The sequence below is a fragment of the Micromonospora sp. B006 genome (assembly GCF_003408515.1).
Classification (GTDB): domain Bacteria; phylum Actinomycetota; class Actinomycetes; order Mycobacteriales; family Micromonosporaceae; genus Micromonospora; species Micromonospora echinospora_A.
Genome location: NZ_CP030865.1, coordinates 2174505 through 2200331, shown reverse-complemented (window position 1 = coordinate 2200331; position 25827 = coordinate 2174505). Strand labels below are relative to the sequence as shown.

The window sequence follows — 25827 nt, the reverse complement described above, 5'->3', positions numbered from 1 at the left end:
GAAGCTATAGACATATCGACATGCCTTTTGTAGCGTCGGCCCAGCCCCACCACCTGCCTGACCTCGGAAGGGGTACGACCATGTGCTACGGATATGACGGGCACGCCGCGCTGGAGCAGTCGCTGGACCGGCGTGGACTGCTGCGCGGCTCCCTGGCGGCGCTCGCCGGCATCGGCCTGGCCACCGGGCTGGGCGCGACGGCGGCGCAGGCCGGCGGCGGGCACCACCACGGCCGGCGGCCGGTGCCGAAGGAACTGATCAGCCTCCAGCTCTGGACGGTCCGCGACGCGCTCAACGGCTCCCCCGGCTACGACGCGACGCTGGCACACCTGGCCCGCATCGGCTACCCCCGCGTGGAGCTGGCGCTCGGCTACTTCGGGCGCACCGCGCGGGAGCTGCGCCGGTTCCTGGACCGCATCGGCATCAAGGCCAGCTCCAGCCACGACGGCATCGCCGCCGACGCCGCCGGCCTGGAGCAGAAGATCGTCAACGCCCGTACGCTGGGCCAGCGGTTCATGGTGGTGCCGTACCTGAACTCCGACCGCGAGGACGACTGGAAGCGCTGGGCGGAGCAGATGAACGTGGAGGCCGCCGCGGCGCGCAAGGCGGGCCTGCGGTACGGCTACCACAACCACGCGCACGAGTTCACCATCGACTTCGGCAACGGCCGGCGGCCGTGGGACGTGCTGACCGAGGAACTCGACCCGCGCCTGGTGCACCTGGAGATCGACATCTACTGGGCGGTGACCGGCGGCATCAACTCCGGCGACGGCGTCGCCGACCCGGAGGGCTTCACACTCGACGTGATCCGCTCGGCGCCGCTACGGGTCCTGCAGTACCACGTCAAGGACCGCGACCCGGCCACCGGCGACATGGCCGACCTGGGCACCGGGATGATCGACTTCGCCCGGATCTTCCGCGGGCACCAGGTGCTGGAGTACATCGTGGAGAACGACACGCCGGACGTGACGCCGCAGCAGACCGCCGAGGTCGGCTACCGCTACCTGCGCCGCCTGCGCTTCTGACGCGCGTGCGTGACCGCCGGGACCGGCTCACCGCCGGCCCCGGCGGGCGCACGGACCGCCGTCGGACGTGACACGCTCGGCATCTGTCACGCACCGAGGGGGTACGCGATGACCGACGAGCCGGACGACGTCCACTACGACCGCCTCTACCGGGACACCGAGCGTCCGCCGTGGGAGATCGGCGGTCCGCAGCCGGCGCTCGCCGCGGTCCTCGACACCGGGGTACGTGGCCCGCGCGTGCTCGACGTGGGCTGCGGCACCGGGGAGCTGGCGCTCGCGCTGGCCCGCCGCGGTCTCGACGTGACGGGTGTCGACATCTCGGCGGTGGCGATCGGTCAGGCGCGGGCCCGGGCCGCCGAGGCGGGACTGCCGGTGCGTTTCGAGGTGTGCGACGCCACGGCGATCCCGGTGCCGCCGGCGCCGTACGACTCGGTGTTCGACTCCGGGCTGCTGCACTCGCTGGACCGGCGGGGCGCTGCCGTATGCGACTACCTGGCGCTGCTGCCGCGCCTGACCGCGCCCGGTGGGGCGGTGTTCGTGCTGGCGGTGTCGCCGGAGGCGGGCCAGGGCTGGGGCCTGGACGCGGACACGCTGCGCGCGGCGTTCCCCGACCCGCTCTGGACGCAGGTGACGGCCGAGCGGATCGACGTGCTCGCGAGGGTCGGCGGCGCGGACCTGCGCCTGGCCGGCAACCTGCTCCGCGCCACCCGCTCCCCGGCCGGCCCGTAGCACGCCCGGGTGGAACGCCATGGGTGTCTCCGGCCCTGGATGACACCCATGGCGTTCCACCCGCCGCGAAGCGGCGAAGCGGCGTGCGGCGTCAGCGACGCCAGTGCTGGCGTGGGGCGTAGCCATCCCGGCGCAGCCAGTGTTCGGTGTAGACGATCCGGTCGGCCTCGATCACGACGAGCGGGTCCTCGGGCGGCTCGGCCAGTGACCGGCCGCGCTCGGCGTGCTCGTTCTCCCAGCGGAACGCCGCCCAGTGGCGGGCCCGGTCGGGGTGTTCCGGGCCGAGCACCCGGGCGGTGCCGAACACCTGTGCGCCACGGCTGCTGGCCAGCCCGACCAGCGGCGCGAAGACGCCGACCGACACGCGCGGGTCGGCGGCGATGTTGCGCATCTTCGGCGAGCGCGGCGCGGCGGTGAACATCAGCGTGAAGTCCAGCGGGTAGTAGCGCACCGGCGTGGCCAGCGGGCCGTCCGGCCCGGCGGTGGCGAGCACGCACATGTTCTGCGACGACAGCAGGTTGAGGATGCGTTCTTCCAGGCGGTCCCGGTCCAGCTTCCTCGTCGGCGCCGGCCCGGTCAGCCAGGGGTTCGTCAGCGGCACGTGGCGTCCTCGATCATGGCGGCACCCTACCGGCCGGGCTCAGGCGCGGGCCGGCGCGGTGCTGGCCCGCAGCACCACCTCCGCGGGCAGGCGGGTGATCCGCCGGCGGCGGCCCGGGTTCTCGGTGAGCGCCAGTTCCATCGCCTTCTCGCCGAGCTGCCGCAGCGGCAGCGCCACTGTGGTCAGCGGCGGGGTGAGGTCGCGGACGATCGGGATGTCGTCGAAGCCGGCCACCGAGACGTCGCCGGGCACGGACAGCCCGTGGTCGCGCAGCGCCGCGTACGCGCCGACGGCCATCACGTCGGTGAGCGCGAACACGCAGGTGGCGTCGAGCCCTCGGCCGAGCAGCTCGGTCATCGCCTGGTAGCCGCCGTCGCGGGTGAACTCCGCCTCGACCACCGCCGCCGGGGCCAGCGTCACGCCGGCGGCGGCCAGCTCGTCGCGGAACCCGCCGAGCCGGTCGGCGACGGTGGTCAGCTCGGACGGGCCGGAGAGCACCGCGAAGCGGCGGTGCCCGAGGCCGAGCAGCGCGCGGGCCAGCGCGGCGGCCCCGGCCCGGTTCTCCGGCAGGACGCTGTCGACCTTCAGGGTGCGGTGCCGGCTGACCACGGCGACCCGGCCGCCGCCGTCGAGGTAGGGCGCAAGCTCGGCGGCCAGAGCGCGGTCCCAGCGCGGGTCCTCGAAGCCGGAGCCGATGAGCAGGATGGCCGGGGCGCGTTCGGCGCGCAGCATCGACACGTACGCGATCTCGCGTTCCGGGTCGCGGAACGTGCTGGCGAGCATGACCAGCAGGTCGTTGTCGGCGGCGACCCGCATGACGCCACCGGCGACGGCGGCGAAGTAGGGGTCGGTGACGTCGTGGCAGATCACTCCGACGCTGCGGTGCGACGCGCCGGCCAGCGCGCGGGCATGGGCGTTCGGGGTGTACGCGAGCCGCGCGGCGGCGGCCAGCACGCGGTCGTGCAGGTGCGGGGTGACCCGCCGCCCGTTGAGCGCCCGGGAGGCGGTGGCCAGGGACACGTCGGCCGCTCTGGCCACGTCTTCCAGCGTCACGTGCGGCATCGATGAGTCTCCCTGCGGAACGTCTTGACCCGGTGTTCCGGCGTGGCTACGGTAACACCCTGAAAGCGCTTACTGAAAGCGCATTCACCGCTGGGAGGGGCACAGTGGAGCGCACATCCGTCGGGATCATCCTCAACGGCGTCACCGGGCGGATGGGCTACCGTCAGCACCTCGTCCGGTCCCTGCTCGCCATCCGCGATCAGGGCGGCGTGCCCGCGCGGGACGGCAGCCGCATCTGGCCCGAGCTGACACTCGTGGGCCGCGACGAGAACCGCCTGGCCGCGATCGCGCAACGGCACGGGCTGTCGGCGTACACGACCGACCTGGACGCGGCGCTCGCCGACGACGCCAACCAGATCTACTTCGACGCCCAGGTGACCGCCGCGCGGGAGAAGGCGATCCGGGCCGCGATCGAGGCCGGCAAGCACGTCTACACCGAGAAGCCGCTCGCCGAGGACTTCCTCGCCTCGCTGGAACTGGCCCGGCTCGCCGCCGCCAGGGGGGTCCGCAACGGCGTCGTGCAGGACAAACTGTTCCTGCCCGGCCTGCGCAAGCTCAAGCGGCTGGTCGACGGCGGCTTCTTCGGCCGGATCCTGTCGGTGCGCGGCGAGTTCGGCTACTGGGTGTTCGAGGGCGACTGGCAGGACGCGCAGCGTCCGAGCTGGAACTACCGCGCCGAGGACGGCGGCGGCATCACGCTCGACATGTTCCCGCACTGGCACTACGTGCTGGAGCAGATCATCGCCCCGGTCACCGCCGTCACCGCTGTCACCGCCACGCACATCCCCGAGCGCGTCGACGAGAACGGCGCCCGCTACCGCGCCACCGCCGACGACGCCGCGTACGGCATCTTCGAACTGGCCGGCGGCGTCGTCGCGCAGCTCAACTCCTCCTGGGCGGTGCGCGTACACCGGGACGAACTCGTCGAGTTCCAGGTCGACGGCACGCACGGCAGCGCGGTCGCCGGGCTGCGCGACTGCCGCATCCAGCACCGGGGCACCACCCCGATGCCGGTGTGGAACCCCGACCTGCCGGTCACCGAGCCGTTCCGCGACCAGTGGCAGACAGTGCCGGAGAACGGCGAGCACGACAACGCGTTCAAGGTGCAGTGGGAGGCGTTCCTGCGCCACGTCGTCGACGACGAGCCGTTCCCGTGGGACTTCCTCGCAGGTGCCCGGGGCGTGCAACTGGCCGAGGCAGGGCTGCGCTCGGCCCGCGAGGGGCGGCGGGTGACGATCGAGGAGATCCCCCGGTGAGCACGCGGATCACGCTGCCGGCGCCGGGCGGCGGCACCGAGAAGCTGACACTTCGGGAACCGCCCGCCTGGCAGCGGCCGTCCGCGCCGCCGGCCGGCCGGATCGCGTACGCGGCCGCGCACGTCGTCGCCGACCCGTACGCCGACAACTCCCCCGGCCGCCCGGCGGGCCTGGACTGGGACGCGACGCTCGCGGTGCGGCGCGACCTGTGGTCGTGGGGACTCGGCGTGGCGGAGGCGATGGACACCGCGCAGCGCGGGATGGGGCTGGACTGGGCGGCCACCCGCGAGCTGATCCGGCGCAGCGCCGCCGAGGCCGCCTCCTGCGGCGGACGCATCGTCGCCGGGGTGGGCACCGACCAGCTCACCGGCGTGCCCGGCACGCTCGACGAGGTCGTCGCCGCGTACGCCGAGCAGCTCGCGGTCGTGCAGGAGCACGGCGCCACGCCGGTGCTGATGGCCAGCCGGCACCTCGCCGCGCTCGCCACCGGCCCGGAGGACTACCTGCGCGTCTACGACAAGGTGCTGCGGGAGGCCGGCGCGCCGGTGGTGCTGCACTGGCTCGGCGACATGTTCGACCCGGCGCTGTCCGGCTACTGGGGTTCGACCGACCTGGACGCGGCCACCGCGACGTTCGCCGCGCTGGTGCACGCCCACGCCGACCTGGTCGACGGCGTGAAGGTGTCGCTGCTCGACGCCGGCCGGGAGGTGCGGCTGCGGGAACTGCTGCCGCCGACGGTGAAGGTCTACACCGGCGACGACTACCACTACCCGGAGCTGATCGAGGGCGACGGGAAGCGGTTCAGCCACGCGCTGCTCGGCGCGTTCGCGGCGATCGCCCCGGCCGCGTCGGCCGCGCTGAGCCGGCTCGACGCGGACGACAGGGCCGGGTTCCGGGCGATCCTCGACCCGACGGTGCCGCTGTCCCGGCACCTGTTCGGTCCGCCGACGCCGTACTACAAGACCGGCATCGCGTTCCTGTCCTGGCTCAACGGGAGGCAGCCCGGCTTCACCATGGTCGGCGGCCTGCACGGCGGGCGCGGCGTCCCGCACCTGGTCGAGGCGTTCCGGCTGGCCGACGCCGCCGGGCTGCTGCTCGACCCCGGCCTGGCGGCACGGCGGATGCGCGCGTACCTGGACGTCGCGGGCGTGCCCGGATGACCGTCGACCCACGGCTGGCGCGGCTGTCGCTCAACCAGCGCACCACGCAGCGCTGGTCGGTGGCGCGGGCGGTCGACGGCTGTGTGCGCGCCGGCATCCCGGCGATCGGGCTGTGGCGCGAGCCGGTGGCCGAGATCGGCGTACCGGCCGCGGCGCGGCTCGTCACCGACGCCGGGCTGCGGGTGTCGTCGCTGTGCCGGGGCGGGTTCCTCATTGCCGCCGACGACGCCGGACGGGCCGCGGCCCTCGCGGACAACCGCCGTGCGATCGACGAGGCCGCCGCGCTGCGCGCCGCCTGCCTGGTGCTCGTCGTCGGCGGCCTGCCGCCCGGCTCCCGCGACCTGCCCGGCGCGCGGCAGCGGGTCGCCGACGCGCTGGCCGAGCTGGCGCCGTACGCGGGCGAGCGCGGGGTACGCCTCGCGCTGGAGCCGCTGCACCCGATGTACTGCGCCGACCGGGCGGTGCTGTCCACGCTCGGGCAGGCGCTCGACCTGGCCGAGGCGTTCCCGGCCGAGCAGGTCGGCGTCGTGGTGGACACGTTCCACGTCTGGTGGGATCCGGACGTGTGGCGGCAGATCGTCCGCGCCGGGACGCGGATCGCGAGTTTCCAGGTCTGCGACTTCCTCACCCCGCTCCCGGCGGACGTGCTGCTGGGGCGCGGCATGATGGGCGACGGGCACATCGACTTCCCGCCGCTGCGCCGCGCGGTGGAGGCCGCCGGATACTCCGGCGACGTCGAGGTGGAGATCTTCAACGCCGAGGTGTGGGCCACCGACCCGGACCGGGTCCTCGCCACCATGATCGCCCGGTACGTGGATCTGGTGCTCACCGACTGACCGGGCGTGACGAGTCCGGCCTGTCGGATAAATCAGGTGGCCGGTCCCCGGATCCGGGGGCAGGATCGGGATCATGGCATCCCCGCACCTCACCACCCCGATCACTCCCGACCTGCTGCGCGGCGCGCTCGACCTGGAACAGACCGCCGACGGGGTGCTGCCGCACCGGCTGCCCGCGTGGGCCCGGGCGCAGAACATCGACCCGCAGCTGACGACGGCGGAGGCGATGCCCTCGGGCGTACGGCTGGTGTTCCGCACCCGCGCCACCACAGTCGAGCTGGACGTGCTGCCGATGAAGATGGTCTACCGGGGCACCGGGCCGCGTCCCGACGGCCGCTACGACCTGGTCGTGGACGGCCGTCTCGCCGGTCAGGCCACCGCCGGCGGCGGCAAGGTGCTCACCATCGACCTGGCCACCGGCACGTCCGGCATCGAGCCCGGCCCGGTCGGCACGGTGCGCTTCACCGACCTGCCCGCCACCGACAAGGAGGTGGTGATCTGGCTGCCGCAGCGGGAGATCACCGAGCTGGTGGCGCTGCGCACGGACCCGCCGGTCGAGCCGGCCGACACGGGTGGCCGCCGGGTGTGGCTGCACCACGGCAGCTCGATCAGCCACGGCTCGGACGCGGAGAGCCCCACCGGCACCTGGCCGGCGGTGGCCGCCACGCCGGCCGGCGTGGAGCTGGTCAACCTCGGGTTCAGCGGCAGCGCGCTGCTCGACCCGTTCACCGCCCGGGCCATGCGCGACACCCCGGCCGACCTGATCAGCGTCAAGATCGGCATCAACGTGGTGAACGCGGACCTGATGCGGCTGCGCGCGTTCGGCCCGGCCGTGCACGGCTTCCTGGACACCATCCGGGAGGGGCATCCGGACACGCCGCTGCTCGTCGTGTCGTCGATCCTGTGCCCGATCCAGGAGGACACGCCCGGACCGGGCGCCGTCGAGTTCGTCGACGGCAGGGTGCGGTTCCGGGCCACCGGCGACCCGGCCGAGGTGGCGTCCGGCCGGCTCACGCTGCGCGTCATCCGCGCCGAGCTGGCCCGGATCGTGGCGTCCCGGTCCGACGCCGACCCGAACCTGCACTACCTCGACGGGCTGGAGCTGTACGGCGAGGCCGACTACGCCGAGCTGCCGCTGCCCGACGAGCTGCACCCCGACCCGGCCGCCGACCGGCGCATCGGCGAGCGGTTCGCCGCGCTGGCGTTCGGACCGAAGGGACCGTTCGCCGCAGCGGAGTGACGGACACCTGCCCACGGCGCGGTGTGACCCAGGTCACGCCGCGCCGTGATCCGTCGGAGGGGCCGTGGACGACCATCTAGGCGTGGGAGGAAGCAAACAGGACGAGGAGCGGCTGCTGCGGCGGGTCGCGCGCGGCGACCTCGACGCGTTCGACGAGCTGTACCGGCGTACGTCGCCGTGGCTCGCGATCCGGCTGCGACGACGCTGCGCGGACGACGGAATCGTCGCCGAGGTCCTCCAGGACACGTACCTCACCGTGTGGCGGGCCGCCGGCTCGTTCTCCGGCATCCGGCGCTCCGGTGGATCGGACGCGCCGGGCGGCTCGGCGGCCGGCTGGATCTGGACGATCGCGGCCCGGCGTCTGGTCGACGCGATGCGCCGCCGCGCCCGCGTCCAGGAGGTGCCGACCGACGTGCTTCCGGTACGCAGCGCGCCCGCCGCGGAGGACGAGGCGCTCGCCGGGACGATGAGCCTGGAACTGGGCGCCGCGCTGGACGCGTTGGCCCCGGAACTGCGGGCGGTGCTGGCCGCGATGGTCCTGGACGGGCTCACCGTCCGGGAGACCTCGGTCCTGCTGGGGGTGCCGGAAGGCACCGTGAAGAGCCGGGCGCGGCGTGCCCGCAACGCGCTACGGGAGGCGCTGGCATGACAGCTCACGTACCCCCGCAGGCACTGGCCGCGTACGCGGCGGGCGGGCCCGACGACGCCGCAACCTGGACGGTCGAGGTGCACCTGGAGGGCTGCGCCGAGTGCCGCGACCGGCTCGGCGAGCTGGCCGCCCCGCCGCTGCGGACGCTGCTCGGCGACGCCCGGGAGGCGATCCTGGAACAGGCCCGCACCGGGCCACGACCGGCGCCCCGGCGACCGCTGCGACGGTGGTGGCTGCGCTGGACCGACTGGTCGCTGCTGGCCTGGGCCGCCCTGACGGGCACGGCGATCCTCGCCGCGGTGCTGCTGGACCGCAACTACCCGGAGCAGCCCTCGACGGTGCTGCTGCTCGCGCCGGTCGCGCCGCTGGCCGGGCTCGCGGTCGCCTGGTCCCACCGGGCCAACCCGGCCTGGGAGGTGGTCGCCGGCACCGCCCGCGCCGGACTGGAACTGCTGCTGCGCCGTACCCTCGCGGTTCTGCTCCTGGTGGCGCCAGTGCTGGCGGTGGCCGGGCTGGCGGTCGGCCGCAACCCGGTGCTGTGGCTGCTGCCGTGCCTGACGTTCGTCGCGGCGACGCTGCTGCTCGGCAGCCGCGTCGGCGTGCCGCTGGCGGCCGCCGTGCTGGGCGGCGGCTGGCTCGCGGCGGTCGCCGCGGTGTCGTTCACCGGCGGGCCCGACCTGGCCCGCGCGGCCGCCGCGACCGAGGCCCTGATCCGGCCCGCGACCATGCCCGTCTGGGCGACGGCCGCCGTCGTGCTCACGGCGCTGGCCGTCCTGCGCGCCGACCACCTGCGACGACCCGGCTGGCGCTGACCCCGCACCCCATGAAACGACCACACGGCGCCCGCCCGGCGCCGCGACCGACAGTGCCCGAGAAGGAGAAGACATTGGTACGCGCAGTGAGCGCCGACGAGGTGGCGCCGACCCGGCACGCCTGGCGCATCGAGGCGGTGGGACTGTCGGTGAAGGCCGGACGGCGCCTGGCCGTCGACAACCTCGGCCTGACGCTCGGCGCCGGCGTGCACGGGCTGCTCGGCCCGAACGGCGCCGGCAAGAGCACGCTGATGCGCGCGCTGGCCACTGTGGTCAAGCCGCACAGCGGGGTGCTGCGGCTGCTCGGCGCGGACGCCACCGCCAGCCGGGAGCTGCGGCCGGTGCGCCGCCGCCTCGGCTACCTGCCGCAGCAGTTCGGCTACTACCCCCGGTTCACCGTCCGGGAGTACGTCGAGTACGTGGCCTGGCTGCGGGAGATGCCCGCCTCCGCGGTGCCCGCCGCGGCCCAGCGGGCCATCGACCGGGTACGCCTCACCGACCGGGCCGACGCCAAGCTCAAGTCGCTGTCCGGCGGCATGCTGCGCCGTGCCGGCATCGCGCAGGCGATCGTCAACGAGCCGGACCTGCTGCTGCTCGACGAGCCGACTGTCGGCCTGGACCCGGAACAGCGGGTCGAGTTCCGTGAGCTGATCCGCGAACTCGGCACGGACGCCTGCGTGCTGGTCTCCACCCACCTGGTGGAGGACGTGGTGGCGGCCTGCTCCGACGTCATCCTGATGGACCACGGCGCCCGCGTCTTCCAGGGTCTGCCCGCCGACCTGGTCCGCCACGGCGAGACCGGCGGCGTCGGCGACAGCGCCGCCGAGCGCGGCTACTCGTACCTCCTCCAGCAGCACCGGGGCGCCTGATGATCCGACAGGTACGCGTCGAACTGCGCCGCTCGAACGCCCCGGCCGTGGCGGTGCTGCTCCTCGCCATCGGGATCCTCGGCGTCGCGAGCATGTACAGCTTCTGGCAGGGACAGTGGCTGCGGTTGGGCTACGTGCACTCCTCCGCCATGTTCTTCCTGATGCCACTGGCGCTGGCCGGCGGCGCGGTACTCGGTCGCCGGGACCGGCGTACCCGCGCCGACGAGCTGATGAACAGCACCGGCCGGCCCCGCTGGCAACGCGCGCTGCCCGCGATGACCGCGCTCGGCGTCGCCGTCGCGGCCGCGCACCTGCTCGTGCTCGCCGGCGGCGCGGCGCTGGTCGCCACCGGTGGCGCCTACCTCGGCGTACGCGGGCTCGCCGGGCCCCTGGTCGACGTGCTGGTGCTCGTCGGCGCGGCCTGGTGCGGCACGGCCGTCGGCCGCCTGTGGTCCTCGCCGCTGCTGCCCCCGCTGCTGGCCGCCGCCGCGCTGGTGGCGCAGGAGGGCACGTCCCTGATCGCGGGCGTCGACAGCACGCTGTCGAGTCCGTCGCTCATGATCAACTGGCCGCCGGACACGCCCTGGGAGACGCTGTCGGACCGGCTGCTGCTCAGCCGGCTGGCGCTGGGGGCCGGGCTGGTGCTCGCCGGGCTGCTGTTGGCGGCGGGCGGGTCGTGGCTGACCCGGGCCGGCGCGTTCGCGAGCCTCGCCGGCGGCGTGGCGGGTCTCGTGCTGATCGGCGTGCCCGGCCCGGCCGGAATCTGGCAGCTCGACGCGGGAGCGCGCCGCTACGTCTGCGCCGACGGCACGCCGCAGGTGTGCGTCACCGCCGTCAACGCGCACCTGCTGCCCGAGGTCACCACCGAGGCCCGCCGAGGGCTGCGCGCCCTGGCGAAGCTGCCGGACGCGCCGACCCGCGCGGTGGAGCTGCGGCTGGACACCATCGGCAGCAACGACAGCGAGCAGTGGCACCGGCCCAAGCCGGCGCCGGGCACCGTGCAGTTCCTCCTGGAGGTCGACCCGGACACCGGCCGGGCCGCCGATGTGGCCGAGCGCATCGCCCTGGGCGGCGGCACCATGTGGTCCGGCTGCGGGCGCAGCGGCGACGACATCGCCCCGGCGATCGCCGCGGCCTGGCTGCTGGACGCCGAGACCGTACGGCTCTGGGACTCCTGGACCGGATACCGGTACGCCGACGAACAGCAGGACGAGATCCGGGCCGGGGTGCGGCAACTGCGCGCGCTGCCCGAGCCGGAGCAACTGCGGCGGGTCACCGCGCTGCGGGACGCGGCCGCGCGCTGCGAGCCGGACCTGATGCCGGCGCTCACCGGACGGGCCGCGCCGTGACCCGCTGGCTGCCGCTGTACGTGCGGTCCCGCCGGCTGCCCGCCGCCCTGGCCGGATCCGCGGTCGCCGTCGCCGTGATGGCCCTCTCCTGGGCCGCCTTCACCGACCGGCCCGAGGTGCTGGCCGGCCTCGCCGTGCTCACCACCGCGCTGGCGGTCGCGCCGCTCGGGCCGACGCTCGCCGGCACCGACCCGGCGCTGGAGCGGACCGCCGCGTGGCAGTGGGCGCCGCGCCGGGCCGGGCACCTGCTCGCGTACGGCGTGGTGGTGGTCGGGCTGCTGGCCGCCGCCCGCGCCCTCGGCGCCGACTTCGGGCCGCTGTCCGTGCTGGCCCGCAACACGGCCGGGCTGATCGGGCTGGTCGGACTCGGCGCCGCGCTCGCCGGCGCGCGGGCCGCCTGGCAGGTGCCCACCGCCTGGGCCGCGCTGGGGGCGTTCCTGGCCGCGCCGGGCGGACCGCAATGGCGGCAGGTCGCGTTGTGGATGGCGCAGGAGCCGGGCAACCGGATCGCCGCGGTCACCGCCACGACGTTCCTTCTCGGCGGCGTCGTCGCGTACGCGCTGCGGGTGGGCCCGCAGGTCGCGGCGGCCGAGGCGGCGCTGGAACAGTGACGTGCCGGGCCTCGTCGCGCGTCCACCGCGCGGCGAGGCCCGGCCGACGTCAGGCCAGCGGCACCCAGGCCAGGGTGGTCATGCCGGACAGGGCGGTCGCCTTGAGCCCGGCTTCGGAGACCGTCCAGAGCACACCGTCGATCATCAGCGAACGGCGGATCGCCACCCACTCGCCGCCGTCGGCCACGCTCCCCGGATGGTCCACCGCGCCGGCCACTGTGAAGCCCTTGTCGCCGAGCCGCAACGCCAGCACACCACCGGACGGCGGGCGCTTCGTGCCGTCGGGCCGGTCGGTGTCCACGCCCGGCTGCCGCACCGGGATCACCATCAGCCGCTCCGGCGGCCAGTAGAGGAACGCGTGCGGGTCGTGCTCCGCCTCGGACCAGCCGCCGGCGACGTGGTGCTGGGCGATCCGGGTGGGCCGGGCCGGGTCGGCGACGTCGAACAACGACACCTGGGTGCCCGTCACCCGCCCCCGGTCGGTCGCGTCCTGCCCGACCCCGATCAGCCGGCCGTCGCCGGCCGGATGCAGGTACGCCGAATACCCGTTGATCTTCAGTTCGCCGGTGACCCGGGGCTTGGCCGGGTCCCGCAGGTCCACGCCGTACAGCGGGTCGGTCTCCCGGAACGTCACCACGTACCCGGTGCCGCCGATGAACCGGACCGCGTAGATCCGCTCGCCCTTGCCGAGGCCGGTGACCGCGCCGACCCGCTTGAGCGTGGGACCGTCGGCGCGCAGCACGTACACGCCGGACTGGGAGGCGTTCCCCCGGCCCCACCTGTCGCCGGTGGTGGTGGCCACCCGCAGGTGACCGTCCCACTCGGACAGCGCGTACTGGTTGATCAGCCAGCCGGGCACCGATCCGGCAGCGACGTAGCGCGGTGTGCCCGCAGCGGTGTCGAACTGGTAGATCTCGGTGCCGTCGTCGCGCGCCGCCGGTGACGCGGCGCGCCACGTCCGCCAGCGCGGGTCGGTGGCGATGTAGAGGCGTTGACCGTTGCTGTACACGGTGTCGCCGTCCGCGAACACGGTGACCGGGTCACCGGCGCCGAGCGCGGGCGCGGCCAGGTCGAAACTGAGCACGGTGAGCATCGAGGCGGCGGAGAAGCCGGCCGGCCGGCTGACCCGGTCGCAGCCGACCCGGCCGCTGCCGACCGTGCGGACGCTGTCGCGGACCTCGTAGCGGGGCAGCCAGTCGTCGAGCGTGGCCTTGTCGACGACCGCGCGGTTCGCGGCGGTTCGCTGCGCGTCGGTACGCTTCCCCGAAGGCTGCGGAAATTCGAGCCGGTGCCCGGAACTGATCACGATGCGGGCGGTCGCGCCGACCTGCCGGGCGTCGACCATCCGGCCGTCGATCCAGTACTCGCCGACGACGCGCGGCGCCGCGGCGAGGTCGACCAGGACCAGCCGGGCCTGCCCGACCATGCCGGGTGCGGGACGCCGACCGGGCGCCGCGGACTTGGGGACCGTTCCGGCGCGCAGCAGCACGAGCGCGCGGTCCCCGTGCAGCAGCAGGTTGCCCTCCTGACCGGAGAACCGCTCGGCGGCCGGGTCGAGCGCCAGCCGGGCGGTCTGCCGGCGGGTCGCCGGGTCGACGACCGACAGCACGCCCCGGCCGTACGTGACGATGCGCCGGCCGTCGGTCTTGACCAGGTCCGGTTCGTCGACGCCGGCCTCGTGCACGTTGGTGCCGGAGAAGTCCGGCGTGGACGCCGGCCCGGCTGCTTTCGCAGCTCCGCCGTCGACCCCGGACTCCGCGCTGAACCGGAGCATGTCGTGGTTCGGCCCGAGACCCCACGGTCCCACCGCGGCCCGCGCGGCCGCCCGGATCTGCCGCAGCGCCTCGTCGCAGGAGTCGAAGGCGACGAGCCGCAACCCACCGGCCGGAACGGGCCGGCCGGTGGGCGGCGGATCGGCCGGCGGTGACGCGGTGCAGCCACCGAGGGCCAGCGCGGCGGCCATCGTCCATCCGATCGTCCGGGATCTGCGACAGGTCATGGACCGTCAGACGTGGCCGCGGCGAGCACGGTTCCCGGCCGGGCGCGCTCAGCCGCCGGCCATCGCGCCGAGCACGATGAACGGCTCCTTGCCCTTGACGACCTCCTCGGGCAGCGGATCGTCCGGTGACTCGTTCGACAGGTCCAGCTCGCAGGCGTAGAAGCGGACGAACGGCCGGCGCTTCCCGCTGTGCCGGTCGCGGATCGTGCCGAGCAACATCGGGTACGCGGCCTCCAGCGCGTCGAGCACCTCCCGCTGGGTGGGCGGCCCGGCCACCTCGACGCGTACCTCGCCGGTGACGTGCGCCAGGTTCTTCAGGTGCGCCGGTAACACCACCCGGATCACGGCAGCACCTGGACCTCGACCGAGAGCACTCCCGGCAGGTCCCGCACGATCGGCGCCCAGGTGTCGCCGCCGTCGGCCGAGTGGTAGACCTGACCGCCGGTGGTGCCGAAGTAGATTCCGCAGGGGTCGAGCGTGTCGACGGCCATCGCGTCGCGCAGCACGTTGACGTAGCAGTGCGACTGCGGCAGCCCTTCGGTCAGCGGCTCCCAGTGCTCGCCGCCGGTGCGGCTGCGGTAGACGCGCAGCTTGCCCTCCGGCGGGTAGTGCAGCGAGTCGCTGGTGATCGGCACCACGTAGACCGTCTCGGGCTCGTGCGCGTGCACCGCGATCGGGAACCCGAAGTCCGTCGGCAGGTCGCCGCTGATCTCCCGCCAGTTGCCGCCGGCGTCGTCGGTGCGCATGACGTCCCAGTGCTTCTGCATGAACAGCGTGTCCGGCCGGGACGGGTGCTGGGCGAGGCGGTGCACGCAGTGCCCCACCTCGGAGTCGGTGTCCGGGATCTCGCCCGAGCGCAGCCCCTTGTTGATCGGCAGCCAGCTCGCGCCGCCGTCGTCGCTACGGAACGCGCCCGCCGCCGAGATCGCGACGTAGATCCGGTCCCGGTCGGCCGGGTCGAGGATGATCGTGTGCAGGCACATCCCGCCCGCGCCGGGCTGCCAGGACGGGCCGGTCGGATGCTGCCGCAGCGCGGTCAGCTCGGACCACTTCTGGCCGCCGTCGGTGGACAGGTAGAGGGCGGCGTCCTCGCCGCCCGCGTACACGGTGTCCGGATCGTGGCGGGACGGCTCCAGGTGCCAGATCCGCTTGAACTCCCACGGGCGCGGGGTGCCGTCGTACCAGAGGTGCTGCCCCACCTCGCCGCTGTAGGCGAAGTCGTTGCCGACCGTCGTCCAGTTCCGGCCGCCGTCGTCCGAGCGCTGGATCAGCTGCCCGAACCAGCCGCCGGACTGGGACGCGTAGAGCCGGTCCGGTTCGACAGGTGAACCTGTGAGGTGGTAGATCTCCCATCCGCCGAAGTGCGGTCCGTCGACCGTCCAGTCGTCGCGCTTGCCGTCCGACGTCAGAATGAACGCGCCCTTGCGCGTGCCGACAAGTACCCGTACGCCGCTCATGTCTCGTCCTCCATCCAGGTGTCTTCCCTGCACTGACCGCGCGCCTTGCCGAAACTCATCGTCGTGGTACTCCCCGGCTGTGACATTTCTCCGCCGCACGCGCGGAGGCCGGGCGCCACGCCGGTGCGGCGGGTTGTCGGGGGCTGCGGCTAGCGTGCGGGCATGACCGGCCCCGGAGACGTTCCGCCCGAGCACCTCGACCGCCTGCGCCGGGTCTGCCTCGGCCTGCCGGACGCCTACGAGGAGCCGGCCTGGGTGGGCGTGCGGTGGCGCGTGCGCGGCCGCACGTTCGCCCACGTGCTCACCGTCGACCCCGGCCACCAGGCCGCGTACGCGCGGGCCGCGGCGACCGACGAACCGGTCTGCGTGATGACGTTCCGCTCCCCCGGCGACGAGATCGCGGGTCTGCTCGCGGCCGGGCCGCACTTCTTCAAGCCGGACTGGGCCGCCGACGTGGTCGGCCTGCGGCTCGACGCCGACACGGACTGGACCGAGGTCGCCGAGCTGCTCACCGAGAGCTACTGCGTGCTGGCCCCGAAGAAGCTGGTCGCGCTCATCGACCGGCCGGGCTGAGTCAGCCGAGCTTCTTGCGCAGCGTCTCGAACGCCAGGTCGGACCGCAGCGGCACGCCGAAGCGCTCGTCGCCGTACGGGAACGGGCTCAGCTCGCCGGTGCGGACGTAGCCGCGCCGCTCGTACCAGGCGATCAGGTCGTCGCGCTGGACGATCACGGTCATCCGCATCTCCCCGGCGTGCCACTGCTCGGCCGCGTAGCGCTCGGCCTCGGCCAGCAGCTCCCGGCCCAGGCCGCCGCCCTGCCGGCCGGGGCTGACCGCGAACATCCCGAAGTAGACGTGGTCGTCGCGGCGTTCCAGCTGGCAGCAGGCGAGCAGGTCGCCTTCCTGCTCGGCGACCAGCACCACGCCGTCGGTGGCGGTGACCGCCGAGGCGACCATGTCCGGGTCGGTGCGCTGCCCGGCCAGCAGGTCCGCCTCGTGGGTCCAGCCCTGCCGGCTGCGCTCACCCCGGTACGCCGACTCGATCAGGTCGACGAGGGCGGCCACGTCGCCGGGGCGGGCGACCCGGACGGCACGGGATGCGGGGCTGGTCATGGCGGTTCTCCACGGTCGCGACTGCGTACCTGGTCAGCGTACGCACGCGGGCGTTGCCGACGGCGGCCGGGACCACCGGGCGGGACGGCTGGTGGTTCACTGCCCGGCATGGAGACGACGATCGGCGCGGCGGGACTGCCGGGAGTGCTGGACCTGCCGGCCGGGCCGGTACGCGGCGGCCTGGTGGTGCTGCACGGCTCGCACGCCGGGCAGCGTTCCTACTTCCTGTACGCGCACCTGGCCCGGCTGCTGCCTCCGGCCGGGATCGCGGTACTGCGCTACGACCGCCGCCCCCGCGTCGACGGGCACGACGTGCCTCTTGCCGACCAGGCCGAGGACGCCGCCGCCGCGCTCACCGAGCTGCGCCGGCACGTCGGGACGGTTCCGGTCGGGCTCTGGGGGTTCAGCCAGGGCGCATGGGCGGCGGCGCTCACCGCCACGCGGTGCCCGGTCGACTTCCTGGTCGTGGTCGGGTGCAGCGCGGTGAGCCCGGCCGTGCAGATGCGCTACGCGACGGCCGAGCAGCTCCGCCGCCACGGCTACGGGCCGGCCGACCTGGCCGAGCTGGCCGAGCTGCGCCGGCTGGCCGAGGGCTACCAGCGCGGCGAGGTGTCCCGCCCGGCGGCGCAGGCGGCGCTGGACGCGGCGGCGCGGCGCCGGTGGTTCCCGCTGGCGTTCCTGCCCGAGGAGCTGCCCGCCACGCCCGGCACCTGGACCGACATGGACTACGACCCGGCGCCGGTGCTGGCGCGGCTGACCGGCCCGGTGCTGCTCTGCTACGGCGAGACGGACGCCTGGATCCCGATCGAGGAGAGCCTCGCGGTGTGGCGGCGGACGGCCCGCGACGCCGAGCTGACAGTGGCCCGGCTGGCCGGCTGCGACCACGCCCCCACGCTCGGGGAGCGCGAGGATCCGGACGGCGTCAGCCCGCAGTACGAGCGGCTGCTGCTCGACTGGCTCGACCGGACGCTGCCGCCGCCGGGCTGAGTGGCCGGGCGCCGCAGAAGGTGGTCGCCCGCCCCGCGTGGCCCGGCTACGCTGCCGCGCATGGACGCCGATCTGCCCACCTTCGAGTTCGCCTTCCCGGGTCCGCTGCGCGACCAGCTCGTCGCCGCCGTGCTCGACGGCAGCAAGACCACCACCACCGGGCTGGTCCAGGACTACGAGATCGACGGCGAGCCGCTGCCGGCCGTCGGCACCCGCTCGGCGGTCATCGACTCCGACAACCGGCCGGTGGCGGTGATCGAGCTGGTCGAGGTCCGCGTCGCCCGCCTCGGCGACGTCGATCTCGACCACGCGCGCGACGAGGGCGAAGGGTTCGACACTGTTGCCGCCTGGCGGGCCGGTCACGAGCGGTTCTGGCACGGCGACGACTACCGCGGCTGGCTCGGCGACCCCGCGTTCACGGTCGACGACGACACCCTGGCCGTGCTGGAGCGCTTCCGCCTGGTCGAGACGCTCTGACCACCTGCCCGGCGGACGGGCCGGCTCAGGGGGCGGCGAGCCAGGCGCGCAGCTGGTCGCCGTGCTCGTCCAGCTCCGGCGGCGGCAGGTCGTAGCGGGGCGGCGCCCCGGACAGGCCGATCGGGTTCCGGATCCCCGGCACCCCGCCGGTCGTCACCACCGGCTCCAGGCCCAGCCCCTGCGCCAGCGCCACGCCCTCGGCCACCGAGTTGATCGGGCTGCACGGCACGCCCGCCGCGCGCAGCTCGCCGAACCACTGCGCGCTGCCGCGCCGGGACAGCGCCGCCACCAGCAGCGGCCGCAGCTCGTCGCGGTGCGCGGTGCGGTCGGCGTTGCGCCGGAACCGCTCGTCGTCGGCCAGCTCCGGCACGCCCAGCACCCGGCAGAGGGTACGGAACTGCGCATCGTTGCCGGCGATCACCACCAGCTCGCCGTCGGCGGTGGGCAGCGGCTCGTACGGCACGATGCTCGGGTGCGCGTTGCCCATCCGGTGCGGCTGCGCTGCCCCGGCCACGTGCGCGCTGGTGTGGTTGACCAGCCCGGACAACGCCGAGGAGAGCAGGTCGACTGTGACGTGCTGCCCGCGCCCGGTCTCCTCGCGGTGCCGCAGGGCGGCCAGGATCCCGACCGCCGCGTGCAGCCCGGCGATCACGTCGAACACTGCGACGCCGGCCTTGTAGGGCGGGCCGTCGGCGTCCCCGGTGAGGCTCATCAGCCCGGCGGCGGCCTGCACCATCAGGTCGTACCCGGGCAGGTCGGCGCCCCCGGCGGCGCCGAAGCCGCTGATCGAGGCGTAGACCAGGCGGGGGTTGCGGGCGGTGACCGTGTCGTGGTCGAGTCCGAAGCGGCGCAGCGCGCCCGGGCGGAAGTTCTGGATCAGCACGTCGGCCCGGTCGGCCAGCCGGTGCGCCAACGTCAGGTCGCCGGGGTCGGTCAGGTCGAGGACCAGTGAGCGCTTGTTGCGGTTGACCGCCAGGTAGTAGGTGGAGACGTCGTCGCGGACCGGGGGCCGCCAGCCGCGGGTGTCGTCGCCGCCCGGCGACTCCACCTTGACCACGTCCGCGCCGAGGTCGGCCAGGAGCATCGTCGCGTACGGCCCGGCGAGGATGCGGGAGAAGTCGGCGACCAGCACCCCGTGCAACGGACCCGACATGCGCATCCCTCCCTCGCGCCGACCACGATGACACATTCCTGACGGCGGACCGGGCAGGGGTGGCCCGTCCGGCTACGGTCACGGTACGTCGGGACGTACCGGGAAAGGGGTGCCCGTGCCGTTGCTCAGCCGGCTCGCCGAGGCCACCGACGAGCGTCCGGGCGCGATCCGGGTGCAGGACCGGTCGCTGTCCTGGGTGGAGCTGCGCCGGGCGGCCGCCGCGGTCGCCGACGACCTGCGCGGCGCGACCCGGGTGGCGGTGCCCGCGACGGCGAGCCTGGAGACGGTGGTCGGCGTGGTCGGCGGGCTGCTCGCCGGCGCGGCGGTGGTGCCGGTGCCGCCCGACGCGGGCCCGATGGAACGCGACCACATCCTGCGCGACTCCGGCGCGGAGCTGCTGCTGGCGGCGCCGGGCACGCGGGAAGCCGATTCGCCGCCGCTCGTGCCGCTGGACCTGGCCCGGCGCTCGGACACCAGGCACCCCGAACCCGACCCGGCCGCCACCGCGCTGATCCTCTACACCAGCGGCACCACGGGCGCGCCCAAGGGCGCGGTGCTGTCCCGGCGCGCGGTCGCCGCCTGCCTGGACGGGCTCGCCGACGCCTGGGCCTGGACGCCGGACGACCTGCTGGTGCACGGGCTGCCGCTGTTCCACGTGCACGGGCTGGTGCTCGGCGTGCTCGGCCCGTTGCGCGTCGGCAGCCGGCTGCGCCACGTCGGCCGTCCGCACCCCGACCGGTACGCGGGCGCGGGCGGCTCGCTGTACTTCGGCGTACCCACGATCTGGTCGCGGATCGCGGCGCAACCCGCGGCGGCGCGGGCGCTGCGCGGCGCCCGGCTGCTCGTGTCCGGCAGCGCGGCGCTGCCCGAGCCGGTCTTCGCGGCGCTGGCCGGGCTGACCGGGCACCGGCCGCTGGAGCGGTACGGCATGACCGAGACGCTGGTGACGGTGAGCGCCCGCGCGGACGGTCCCCGGCGGCCCGGCACGGTGGGTGTGCCGCTGCCCGGCGTGCACACGCGGGTGCGCGACGAGCACGGCGGCCCGCTGCCCGCCGACGGCGCGGCCATGGGTGAGCTGCAGGTACGCGGCGGCACGCTGTTCGACGGCTACCTGAACCGGCCGGACGCCGACGCGGCCACCCGCACGGCCGACGGCTGGTTCCGCACCGGGGACGTCGCGACGGTCGACCCGGACGGCGCCCACCGCATCGTCGGCCGGGCCGCCACCGACCTGATCTCCAGCGGCGGGTACCGGATCGGGGCGGGCGAGGTCGAGGACGCGCTGCTGGCCCATCCGGACGTGCGGGAGGCGGCGGTGGTCGGCACGCCCCACCCCGACCTGGGGCAGCAGGTCACCGCGTACGTCGTCGGCGACGGCGTGAGCGAGGCGGAGCTGATCGACTTCGTGGCGCGGCACCTGTCCGCGCACAAGCGCCCCCGGCAGGTGCGGCTGGTCGGCGCGCTGCCCCGCAACGCGATGGGCAAGGTGCAGAAGACCCTGCTGACCGAGGCGTGACCCGTACCCCGCCGGGAACCAGCGCGCCCCTCCCGACGACTATCCCTACATGGCGTGTGAGCAGTGGCGGGAGATCCTGTCGGCACAGCTGGACGGTGAGGCGTCCCGCTCGGAGATCGAGGCGGCCGAGGCGCACCTGACCGGGTGCGCCGGCTGCCGGGGCTGGTTCGACTCGGCCGCGGCGGTCACCCGGCGGGCCCGTACGCAGCTCGCCCCGCGCGTACCCGACCTGGTCGACGCGGTGCTCGCCGCCGCGCCGCCGCCCCGGCCGAGCCGCCGCCAGCGGATCGCGCTCGGACTGCGCGGGGCGCTCGGACTGCTCGGCGCGGTGCAGCTCGTGCTCGGCCTGGCCCAGATCGGCCGGGAGGCGGTCGTCGCGCACGCGCACGCCTCCGGCCAGCACCTGTGGCACGAGTCCGCGGCGTGGAACGTGGCGGTCGGCGCCGGGTTCCTCTACGTGGCGGCACGCAGGTCCACGCCGTCCGGCCTGCTGCCGATGCTCAGCGCGTTCGTCGCCACGCTGGTGCTGCTGTCGGTGAACGACCTGATCACCGGTCAGGTGGCGATGACCCGGCTGGTCAGCCACGGCTTCCTGCTCGTCGGCTGGGCCGTGATGCTGGTGCTGTCCCGGCCGGGCTGGCGCCCCGGCGACACGCCGCCCGGGCGGGGCCGGTCGAGCGGATCGCGGTGGGCGCTGCGCGCCGAGGAACCCGCCGCGCCGGCGCCGCTGCGGCTGGTACGCCCCGGCCCGTACCCCGCACAGGCCCGCGACCGGCGCGCCGCCTGACGCGCGGGGCTGGGCCACCGGCTCGGCGCCGCCTGACGCGGTGCCGCGCGGGGCCGGGGCCGCCGTGCGCGCGGCCGGCGGGTGTCAGCGGGCCCGGCGGTCGCGGACGTCGCCGGACCAGGCGGCGGCCAGGTCCTCCCGGGCGCGGGCGACCCGGGACCGGATGGTGCCGACCGGGCAGCCGCACACCTCGGCGGCCTCGGCGTAGGACAGGCCCAACACCTGGGTGGCGACGAACGCCTCCCGCCGGTCCGGGGCGAGCGCCGCGATGAGCCCGCGCAACACGACCCCGTCCTCCCCGCCGCGGGTCACCGCCCCGGCCGCCTCGGCGGCGGTCTGCCAGTCCGCCAGCGCGGCCGTCCGGGGCCGCGCGGTCGCCGTCCGGACGTGGTCCACCGCGACCCGGCGGGCGATGGTGAAGACCCAGGTACGCGCCGACGACCGGCCGGCGAATCCGGGCAGGCTGCGCAGCGCGCGCAGGAACGTCTCCTGGGCCAGGTCGTCGGCCTCGGCCGGTCCGGCCAGGTGGGCGAGGAACCGCCAGACCGGCGCCTGGAGCGCACGGACGAACGCGGCGGCGGCCAGCCGGTCGCCACGGGCGGCGCGCCGGGCCCACCCGGTCACCTGCTCGTCGTCGGCGTCCGGGCTCATCGGCGGCCGGCCCGCGGGCCCGACATGGTCATGCCGGACGGTACGGATCCACAGCCCGCTCGGTTCATCCCTGGCGTCCCTCCTGCCACCGGGCCTGACTGTCGGCGACCACCGGTTGGTCGGCCGGCCGCCCGGAAAAGTTCCCGAACCGGTCAGTCGTCGACGCGGACGGTGACCGGCCCGACCCGCAGGACGCCGTCGGTGAGCGGCGCGCAGCGCACGCCGCCCCGGCGACGCATCGCCTTCCAGGTGCCGGGCGCGACCACCACGTCGAGCCAGGCGCACGGCGGCGCGGCCCGGTGCACCCGCAGGCGGACGGGACCGTCGCCGGAGTCGAGGGTCAGCACCCGGCCGACCAGCTCGTCCACCGGGATGCCGTCGGTCAGCACGTTGCGCCGCAACTGGGTGAGGTCCGCGCCGGGCGGCAGCGACTCCCGCGCGATCAGCGTGACGCTCGCCTGGCGGTGCGCCGGGCGGCCGAAGTAGCGGTCACCGACGATGCCGAGTCCGGCGCGCACCTCCACCCGCTCGACCAGTTCACCCGGCGGCGCGGGGGCGGGCCCGTCCGCGGGGCGGCCCACGTACCTGTGCACGGGCGAGGCCAGCAACTGGACGATCCGCGGCATGCCCCGAAGTGTAATCGCGGGCATACCATCACCAATCCGGACGATAGCCGCGCTCACGTATCCGTGCCGTGGGCAGGCCGTTGTACCAGGTGTGACGGCAAGGCGACCCGACGCGATCGGGGCTCATCCCCGGCGGCGGCTGGCCTGGGCGCGGCGCGAGAACGAGCGCTGGCGCCAGGCGTACGAAAACGCGGCGCGGGCCTGGCGGCGGCGCGCGGAGCACCTCGACCGGCTGCGGATCGAAGCAGCAGACTTCCACGGATGCGTCCTGCCGGGCACCGCGCTGCCGGTGCCGCTGGACGACGGCGAGGTCGTCTACCGCATCCTGCCCACCGTCGACCTGGTCGAGGCCACGGCCCGGCACCTGCCCGGACTGTCGGTGCCGGGCGGCACGCTCGACGGTTGTCTCGACCCGGTCGAGGGCCCGCTACCGGCTGGGCTGCGCGTAGTCGCCAGCGGCGCCGCGGTGGTGACCGACCGGCGGGTGGTCTTCGCCGGGCCCGACGTCGGGCGGGAGTGGCCCCTGCGGAGTCTGCGCGGCCCCGGGCACCACCCCGGCCGTCCGGTCACCCTGCTGCACGGCGCCGACGGCGGCGCACCGGCGGGCCTGCGCGTGCCGGCGCCGGGCGCGGCGAACGCCCGCTTCTACCTCACCCTGGCCCACGCCGACGCCACCGGCACGCGGGAGGTGGTGGTCGAGGACGTCGAGGCGCTGTGGTCCGCCCACCGGGCCGCCCGGCCGCGCCCGCCCCGGCCACTCGGGCCCTGCGACGCCCCCGCCGAACGAGCGCTCACCCAGCGGCTGGCGGCGGCGGGCGTGACGGCGGTGGCCGTGCTGCTGGGCGTCACCTCGGCCGGCACCTGGACGGCGACCGCCGGGCAGACCGATCCGGCAGGCCGAACCGGTGTCCACCCGGCGACTGCTCCCGCACCGGCCGTCTCGTCAGCGCCGCCCGTGGCGACCCCGGTGGGCCCGTCGGCTCCCCCGGCGCCCCGGCCGCCCCGGCCCGCGCCGCGACCTCCGGCCGCCGGTCCGGGTGATCGAGTCCTCACCACCGCGCCACCCGCCGCCGGTTCCCCGTCGACGCACGTAAGCGGCCGTACGCCCGTGATCGTCGAATCGTCCGGCCCACCCGCCGCCGGTCCGGTGACCCCGGCGCCGAGCGTGAGCCCGACGGCTGAACCGGCTCCGACCGGGGAGCCCGATCCGACAGCGGAGCCGAGCCCGTCCGCCGCATCAGCTGAGCCGAGCATCCTGGACCTGGTGGGCCTGCCCCTCGGCCTGGCCGCCCCTTCCGGCGCAACAGCCCAGGCAGACGCAACGCTCCCCTGACCTGGTCCCCGCACTGCTCTCCCGCTTCCCCGCCGTCCCTCCCTCACCGTCACCGCCCTCTCCCTCGCCGTCGATCTTGCACTTGAGGCCCCGAAGATGCCGGATTCATCCGGCTTCAGGCGGGCCGCAAGTGCAAGATCGCGGGACCGAGGGGCGGGGCGGGCGGGTGGGGTGGGGTCAGGGGGTGTGGGGGGTGAGGAGGTAGTCGCCGTCTTCGGGGCTCCAGCGCAGCTCCACGGCGAGGCCCGTCGCGGCCGCCTTGCAGAACTGCAGGAAGCCGCGATATCCGAGCTTCTTCTCGCTGAAGTCGGGCCGGGCGCGCCGGAGCTGGTCCTTCAGCCCGGACAGCGCCACCGCGCCGCCCTCGCCTGCCAGGTCCACCACCACGGACCGCAGCAGCCCGAACGCGACGTCCCGGTCTCCCTGTTCCGGGAGCGACACCTCCGGGTCACCCTTCGCCGGCCCCGCCGCCAGCTCCACCACGTTGCGCGCGGCGAGGTGACGCAGCAGCTCGCCGAACGTACGGAAGCCGTAGTCGGACTCGCTGAACGTGGGGTCCTTGCGCAGCAGCGCGCGCTTGAGCGCGGAGGCGGTCACGTCGCCGCTCGAGCTGCCCTGCATGCCGGCCACTGTCTGCACGAGCTGGACGGCGAGCGTGTCGACGTCCCGTGCCCGTCCCTCCTCGGCCGGCGCGGCCTCCGCCAGCGGTTCCACCGCCGGTTCCGCCGCCGGACCGGGCGGCGCCGTCCGGGCCGGACGCGACCGGCGGGCGGCCGGCGGCGGTACGTCGACGCCTTCGAGGCGGTCGTAGTAGAGGAACTCGTCGCAGGCCGGCGGCAGCAACGCGGAGGTGGACTTCTCCACCCCGACACCGATCACCCGCTTGTTGAGTTCGCGCAGCTTGTGGACCAGCGGGGTGAAGTCGCTGTCGCCCGTGCAGATCACGAACGTGGAGATGTAGCCGCGCTCGAACGCCAGCTCGACCGCGTCCACCGCCATCTTGATGTCCGCGGCGTTCTTGCGGGAGGCGCCCATCCGCTGCGGAATCTCGATCAGCTCGACGTGCGAACGGGTGAGCATCCGCCGGTCCTCGTCGAAGTACGACCAGTCCGCGTACGCCCGGCGCACCACCACCCGCCCCCGCTCGGCGAGGGCGTCGGCGATCGGCCGGAAGTCGAACGCACCGCCACCGTGGTGGTCGCGTACGCCCAGGGCCAGGTTCTCGTAGTCGAGGAACAGCGCGATGCGGTCTTCGTGATCCACACTGGCAGCCTAGCCCGGCCGGGCCGCCGCGCCGGTCAGCGCCGCTCGTCGCGGTACACGGTCTCGCGGCGGGCCAGGCGCTGGATCGCGTAGCTGCTCACCAGCAGCAGCAGCGCCAGCACCACCTCGACGCCGGCGACAGTGCCGGTGGCGACGGTGAGGCCGAGCAGCAGCAGGATGATCCCGACGACGGCGAGCAGACCCGCGAGCAGCAGGCGGTTACGCCGTCGCGCCGACCGCTGCGCGTCGTCTGCGCCCACGCTGCCCG

28 protein-coding genes are annotated in these 25827 nt (G+C 74.9%); 17 read left to right on the top strand and 11 right to left on the bottom strand.

The window, feature by feature from the left end:
- The first annotated feature begins 80 nt into the window (after positions 1-80).
- Both MicB006_RS10515 and MicB006_RS10510 read left to right on the top strand, forming a co-directional pair.
- A complete protein-coding gene (locus tag MicB006_RS10515) occupies positions 81-1025 on the top strand; it encodes a sugar phosphate isomerase/epimerase (RefSeq protein ID WP_116505591.1) in 945 nt (314 codons plus the stop codon).
- A 108-nt stretch (positions 1026-1133) separates the two neighbouring features.
- The gene (locus MicB006_RS10510; RefSeq protein WP_116505589.1) at positions 1134-1754 is read left to right on the top strand and encodes a bifunctional 2-polyprenyl-6-hydroxyphenol methylase/3-demethylubiquinol 3-O-methyltransferase UbiG; all 621 of its coding nucleotides are present in this window, start codon (positions 1134-1136) and stop codon (positions 1752-1754) included.
- A 91-nt stretch (positions 1755-1845) separates the two neighbouring features.
- Here MicB006_RS10510 and MicB006_RS10505 read toward each other — a convergent pair whose 3' ends face one another.
- Complete coding sequence (locus MicB006_RS10505) at positions 1846-2355, bottom strand: pyridoxamine 5'-phosphate oxidase family protein (protein WP_116505587.1); 510 nt, start codon at positions 2353-2355, stop codon at positions 1846-1848.
- 39 nt (positions 2356-2394) lie between these two features.
- Positions 2395-3417, bottom strand: a complete 1023-nt coding sequence (locus MicB006_RS10500; RefSeq protein ID WP_116505585.1) for a LacI family DNA-binding transcriptional regulator — start codon at positions 3415-3417, stop codon at positions 2395-2397.
- A gap of 104 nt (positions 3418-3521) precedes the next feature.
- On the opposite strand from MicB006_RS10500, the gene MicB006_RS10495 reads away from it, so the two are divergent.
- From MicB006_RS10495 to MicB006_RS10455, 9 genes are all read left to right on the top strand, one after another.
- A complete protein-coding gene (locus tag MicB006_RS10495; protein WP_116505583.1) occupies positions 3522-4673 on the top strand; it encodes a Gfo/Idh/MocA family protein in 1152 nt (383 codons plus the stop codon).
- Positions 4670-5833 (top strand): dihydrodipicolinate synthase family protein, encoded by a 1164-nt coding sequence (locus MicB006_RS10490; protein WP_116505581.1) that lies wholly within the window; start codon positions 4670-4672, stop codon positions 5831-5833. Before MicB006_RS10495 ends, MicB006_RS10490 begins: the two co-directional genes overlap by 4 nt.
- On the top strand, positions 5830-6669 hold the full coding sequence (locus MicB006_RS10485; RefSeq protein WP_116505579.1) for a sugar phosphate isomerase/epimerase: 840 nt from the start codon (positions 5830-5832) through the stop codon (positions 6667-6669). The genes MicB006_RS10490 and MicB006_RS10485 overlap by 4 nt, the downstream gene beginning before the upstream one ends.
- Positions 6670-6742: 73 nt before the next feature.
- Positions 6743-7909 carry an SGNH/GDSL hydrolase family protein gene (locus MicB006_RS10480; RefSeq protein WP_116505577.1) on the top strand — a complete coding sequence of 389 codons (1167 nt, stop codon included), beginning with the start codon at positions 6743-6745 and terminating at the stop codon, positions 7907-7909.
- Between the two features lie 64 nt (positions 7910-7973).
- Positions 7974-8558, top strand: a complete 585-nt coding sequence (locus MicB006_RS10475) for an RNA polymerase sigma factor (RefSeq protein WP_198937573.1) — start codon at positions 7974-7976, stop codon at positions 8556-8558.
- A complete protein-coding gene (locus tag MicB006_RS10470) occupies positions 8555-9370 on the top strand; it encodes a zf-HC2 domain-containing protein (RefSeq protein WP_116505576.1) in 816 nt (271 codons plus the stop codon). The genes MicB006_RS10475 and MicB006_RS10470 overlap by 4 nt, the downstream gene beginning before the upstream one ends.
- Positions 9371-9444: 74 nt before the next feature.
- Positions 9445-10239, top strand: a complete 795-nt coding sequence (locus MicB006_RS10465) for an ABC transporter ATP-binding protein (RefSeq protein WP_116511325.1) — start codon at positions 9445-9447, stop codon at positions 10237-10239.
- Positions 10239-11588 (top strand): hypothetical protein, encoded by a 1350-nt coding sequence (locus MicB006_RS10460; protein ID WP_116505574.1) that lies wholly within the window; start codon positions 10239-10241, stop codon positions 11586-11588. Before MicB006_RS10465 ends, MicB006_RS10460 begins: the two co-directional genes overlap by 1 nt.
- On the top strand, positions 11585-12199 hold the full coding sequence (locus tag MicB006_RS10455) for a hypothetical protein (protein WP_116505572.1): 615 nt from the start codon (positions 11585-11587) through the stop codon (positions 12197-12199). The genes MicB006_RS10460 and MicB006_RS10455 overlap by 4 nt, the downstream gene beginning before the upstream one ends.
- 49 nt (positions 12200-12248) lie before the next feature.
- On the opposite strand, the gene MicB006_RS10450 is transcribed toward MicB006_RS10455, so the two are convergent.
- The 3 genes from MicB006_RS10450 to MicB006_RS10440 all read right to left on the bottom strand — a co-directional run bounded on the left by MicB006_RS10450 (position 12249) and on the right by MicB006_RS10440 (position 15655).
- Entirely contained in the window at positions 12249-14162 is a 1914-nt protein-coding gene (locus tag MicB006_RS10450) for a beta-propeller domain-containing protein (RefSeq protein WP_116505570.1), read from the bottom strand.
- An 84-nt stretch (positions 14163-14246) separates the two neighbouring features.
- The gene (locus MicB006_RS10445; RefSeq protein WP_064446057.1) at positions 14247-14543 is read right to left on the bottom strand and encodes a MoaD/ThiS family protein; all 297 of its coding nucleotides are present in this window, start codon (positions 14541-14543) and stop codon (positions 14247-14249) included.
- Positions 14540-15655, bottom strand: a complete 1116-nt coding sequence (locus MicB006_RS10440; RefSeq protein WP_116505569.1) for a sialidase family protein — start codon at positions 15653-15655, stop codon at positions 14540-14542. Before MicB006_RS10440 ends, MicB006_RS10445 begins: the two co-directional genes overlap by 4 nt.
- A gap of 162 nt (positions 15656-15817) precedes the next feature.
- Here MicB006_RS10440 and MicB006_RS10435 point away from each other — a divergent pair, with 162 nt between their 5' ends.
- Positions 15818-16228 (top strand): MmcQ/YjbR family DNA-binding protein, encoded by a 411-nt coding sequence (locus MicB006_RS10435; protein WP_116505567.1) that lies wholly within the window; start codon positions 15818-15820, stop codon positions 16226-16228.
- Between the two features lies 1 nt (position 16229).
- Here MicB006_RS10435 and MicB006_RS10430 read toward each other — a convergent pair whose 3' ends face one another.
- On the bottom strand, positions 16230-16766 hold the full coding sequence (locus tag MicB006_RS10430; protein WP_116505565.1) for a GNAT family N-acetyltransferase: 537 nt from the start codon (positions 16764-16766) through the stop codon (positions 16230-16232).
- A gap of 108 nt (positions 16767-16874) precedes the next feature.
- On the opposite strand from MicB006_RS10430, the gene MicB006_RS10425 reads away from it, so the two are divergent.
- Positions 16875-17753 carry a S9 family peptidase gene (locus MicB006_RS10425; protein ID WP_116505564.1) on the top strand — a complete coding sequence of 293 codons (879 nt, stop codon included), beginning with the start codon at positions 16875-16877 and terminating at the stop codon, positions 17751-17753.
- 60 nt (positions 17754-17813) lie between these two features.
- On the top strand, positions 17814-18230 hold the full coding sequence (locus MicB006_RS10420; RefSeq protein WP_116505562.1) for an ASCH domain-containing protein: 417 nt from the start codon (positions 17814-17816) through the stop codon (positions 18228-18230).
- 25 nt (positions 18231-18255) lie between these two features.
- Here the strand turns inward: MicB006_RS10420 and MicB006_RS10415 are convergent, their stop codons facing one another.
- Positions 18256-19383, bottom strand: coding sequence for a CaiB/BaiF CoA-transferase family protein (locus MicB006_RS10415; RefSeq protein ID WP_116511323.1), 1128 nt, complete (start codon positions 19381-19383; stop codon positions 18256-18258).
- 115 nt (positions 19384-19498) lie between these two features.
- Between MicB006_RS10415 and MicB006_RS10410 the strand changes: the two genes are divergently transcribed.
- Together MicB006_RS10410 and MicB006_RS10405 are read left to right on the top strand one after the other, a co-directional pair.
- The gene (locus MicB006_RS10410) at positions 19499-20899 is read left to right on the top strand and encodes an acyl-CoA synthetase (RefSeq protein WP_116511321.1); all 1401 of its coding nucleotides are present in this window, start codon (positions 19499-19501) and stop codon (positions 20897-20899) included.
- Positions 20900-20948: 49 nt separating this feature from the next.
- Complete coding sequence (locus MicB006_RS10405; RefSeq protein ID WP_116505560.1) at positions 20949-21686, top strand: zf-HC2 domain-containing protein; 738 nt, start codon at positions 20949-20951, stop codon at positions 21684-21686.
- A gap of 84 nt (positions 21687-21770) precedes the next feature.
- Here the strand turns inward: MicB006_RS10405 and MicB006_RS10400 are convergent, their stop codons facing one another.
- Entirely contained in the window at positions 21771-22337 is a 567-nt protein-coding gene (locus MicB006_RS10400) for a sigma-70 family RNA polymerase sigma factor (RefSeq protein WP_116505558.1), read from the bottom strand.
- A gap of 152 nt (positions 22338-22489) precedes the next feature.
- Positions 22490-22963: a molybdenum cofactor biosysynthesis protein gene (locus MicB006_RS10395; protein ID WP_116505556.1), complete on the bottom strand. Its 474-nt coding sequence runs from the start codon at positions 22961-22963 to the stop codon at positions 22490-22492.
- A 91-nt stretch (positions 22964-23054) separates the two neighbouring features.
- On the opposite strand from MicB006_RS10395, the gene MicB006_RS10390 reads away from it, so the two are divergent.
- Positions 23055-24296, top strand: coding sequence for a hypothetical protein (locus MicB006_RS10390; RefSeq protein WP_225980691.1), 1242 nt, complete (start codon positions 23055-23057; stop codon positions 24294-24296).
- A 177-nt stretch (positions 24297-24473) separates the two neighbouring features.
- Here MicB006_RS10390 and MicB006_RS10385 read toward each other — a convergent pair whose 3' ends face one another.
- Both MicB006_RS10385 and MicB006_RS10380 read right to left on the bottom strand, forming a co-directional pair.
- Positions 24474-25559, bottom strand: coding sequence for a PIN domain-containing protein (locus tag MicB006_RS10385; protein WP_116505554.1), 1086 nt, complete (start codon positions 25557-25559; stop codon positions 24474-24476).
- A 35-nt stretch (positions 25560-25594) separates the two neighbouring features.
- On the bottom strand, positions 25595-25819 hold the full coding sequence (locus MicB006_RS10380) for a hypothetical protein (protein ID WP_116505552.1): 225 nt from the start codon (positions 25817-25819) through the stop codon (positions 25595-25597).
- Positions 25820-25827: the final 8 nt, after the last annotated feature.

Coding starts and splice junctions, on each gene's coding strand:
- MicB006_RS10460 (WP_116505574.1), top strand. CDS start 10,239: ATGATCCGACAGGTACGCGTCGAACTGCGCCGCTCGAACGCCCCGGCC.
- MicB006_RS10420 (WP_116505562.1), top strand. CDS start 17,814: ATGGACGCCGATCTGCCCACCTTCGAGTTCGCCTTCCCGGGTCCGCTG.
- MicB006_RS10470 (WP_116505576.1), top strand. CDS start 8,555: ATGACAGCTCACGTACCCCCGCAGGCACTGGCCGCGTACGCGGCGGGC.
- MicB006_RS10430 (WP_116505565.1), bottom strand. CDS start 16,766: ATGACCAGCCCCGCATCCCGTGCCGTCCGGGTCGCCCGCCCCGGCGAC.
- MicB006_RS10480 (WP_116505577.1), top strand. CDS start 6,743: ATGGCATCCCCGCACCTCACCACCCCGATCACTCCCGACCTGCTGCGC.
- MicB006_RS10405 (WP_116505560.1), top strand. CDS start 20,949: ATGGCGTGTGAGCAGTGGCGGGAGATCCTGTCGGCACAGCTGGACGGT.
- MicB006_RS10435 (WP_116505567.1), top strand. CDS start 15,818: ATGACCGGCCCCGGAGACGTTCCGCCCGAGCACCTCGACCGCCTGCGC.
- MicB006_RS10510 (WP_116505589.1), top strand. CDS start 1,134: ATGACCGACGAGCCGGACGACGTCCACTACGACCGCCTCTACCGGGAC.
- MicB006_RS10485 (WP_116505579.1), top strand. CDS start 5,830: ATGACCGTCGACCCACGGCTGGCGCGGCTGTCGCTCAACCAGCGCACC.
- MicB006_RS10415 (WP_116511323.1), bottom strand. CDS start 19,383: ATGTCGGGTCCGTTGCACGGGGTGCTGGTCGCCGACTTCTCCCGCATC.
- MicB006_RS10395 (WP_116505556.1), bottom strand. CDS start 22,963: ATGCCGCGGATCGTCCAGTTGCTGGCCTCGCCCGTGCACAGGTACGTG.
- MicB006_RS10400 (WP_116505558.1), bottom strand. CDS start 22,337: ATGAGCCCGGACGCCGACGACGAGCAGGTGACCGGGTGGGCCCGGCGC.
- MicB006_RS10425 (WP_116505564.1), top strand. CDS start 16,875: ATGGAGACGACGATCGGCGCGGCGGGACTGCCGGGAGTGCTGGACCTG.
- MicB006_RS10500 (WP_116505585.1), bottom strand. CDS start 3,417: ATGCCGCACGTGACGCTGGAAGACGTGGCCAGAGCGGCCGACGTGTCC.
- MicB006_RS10515 (WP_116505591.1), top strand. CDS start 81: ATGTGCTACGGATATGACGGGCACGCCGCGCTGGAGCAGTCGCTGGAC.
- MicB006_RS10450 (WP_116505570.1), bottom strand. CDS start 14,162: ATGGCCGCCGCGCTGGCCCTCGGTGGCTGCACCGCGTCACCGCCGGCC.
- MicB006_RS10440 (WP_116505569.1), bottom strand. CDS start 15,655: ATGAGCGGCGTACGGGTACTTGTCGGCACGCGCAAGGGCGCGTTCATT.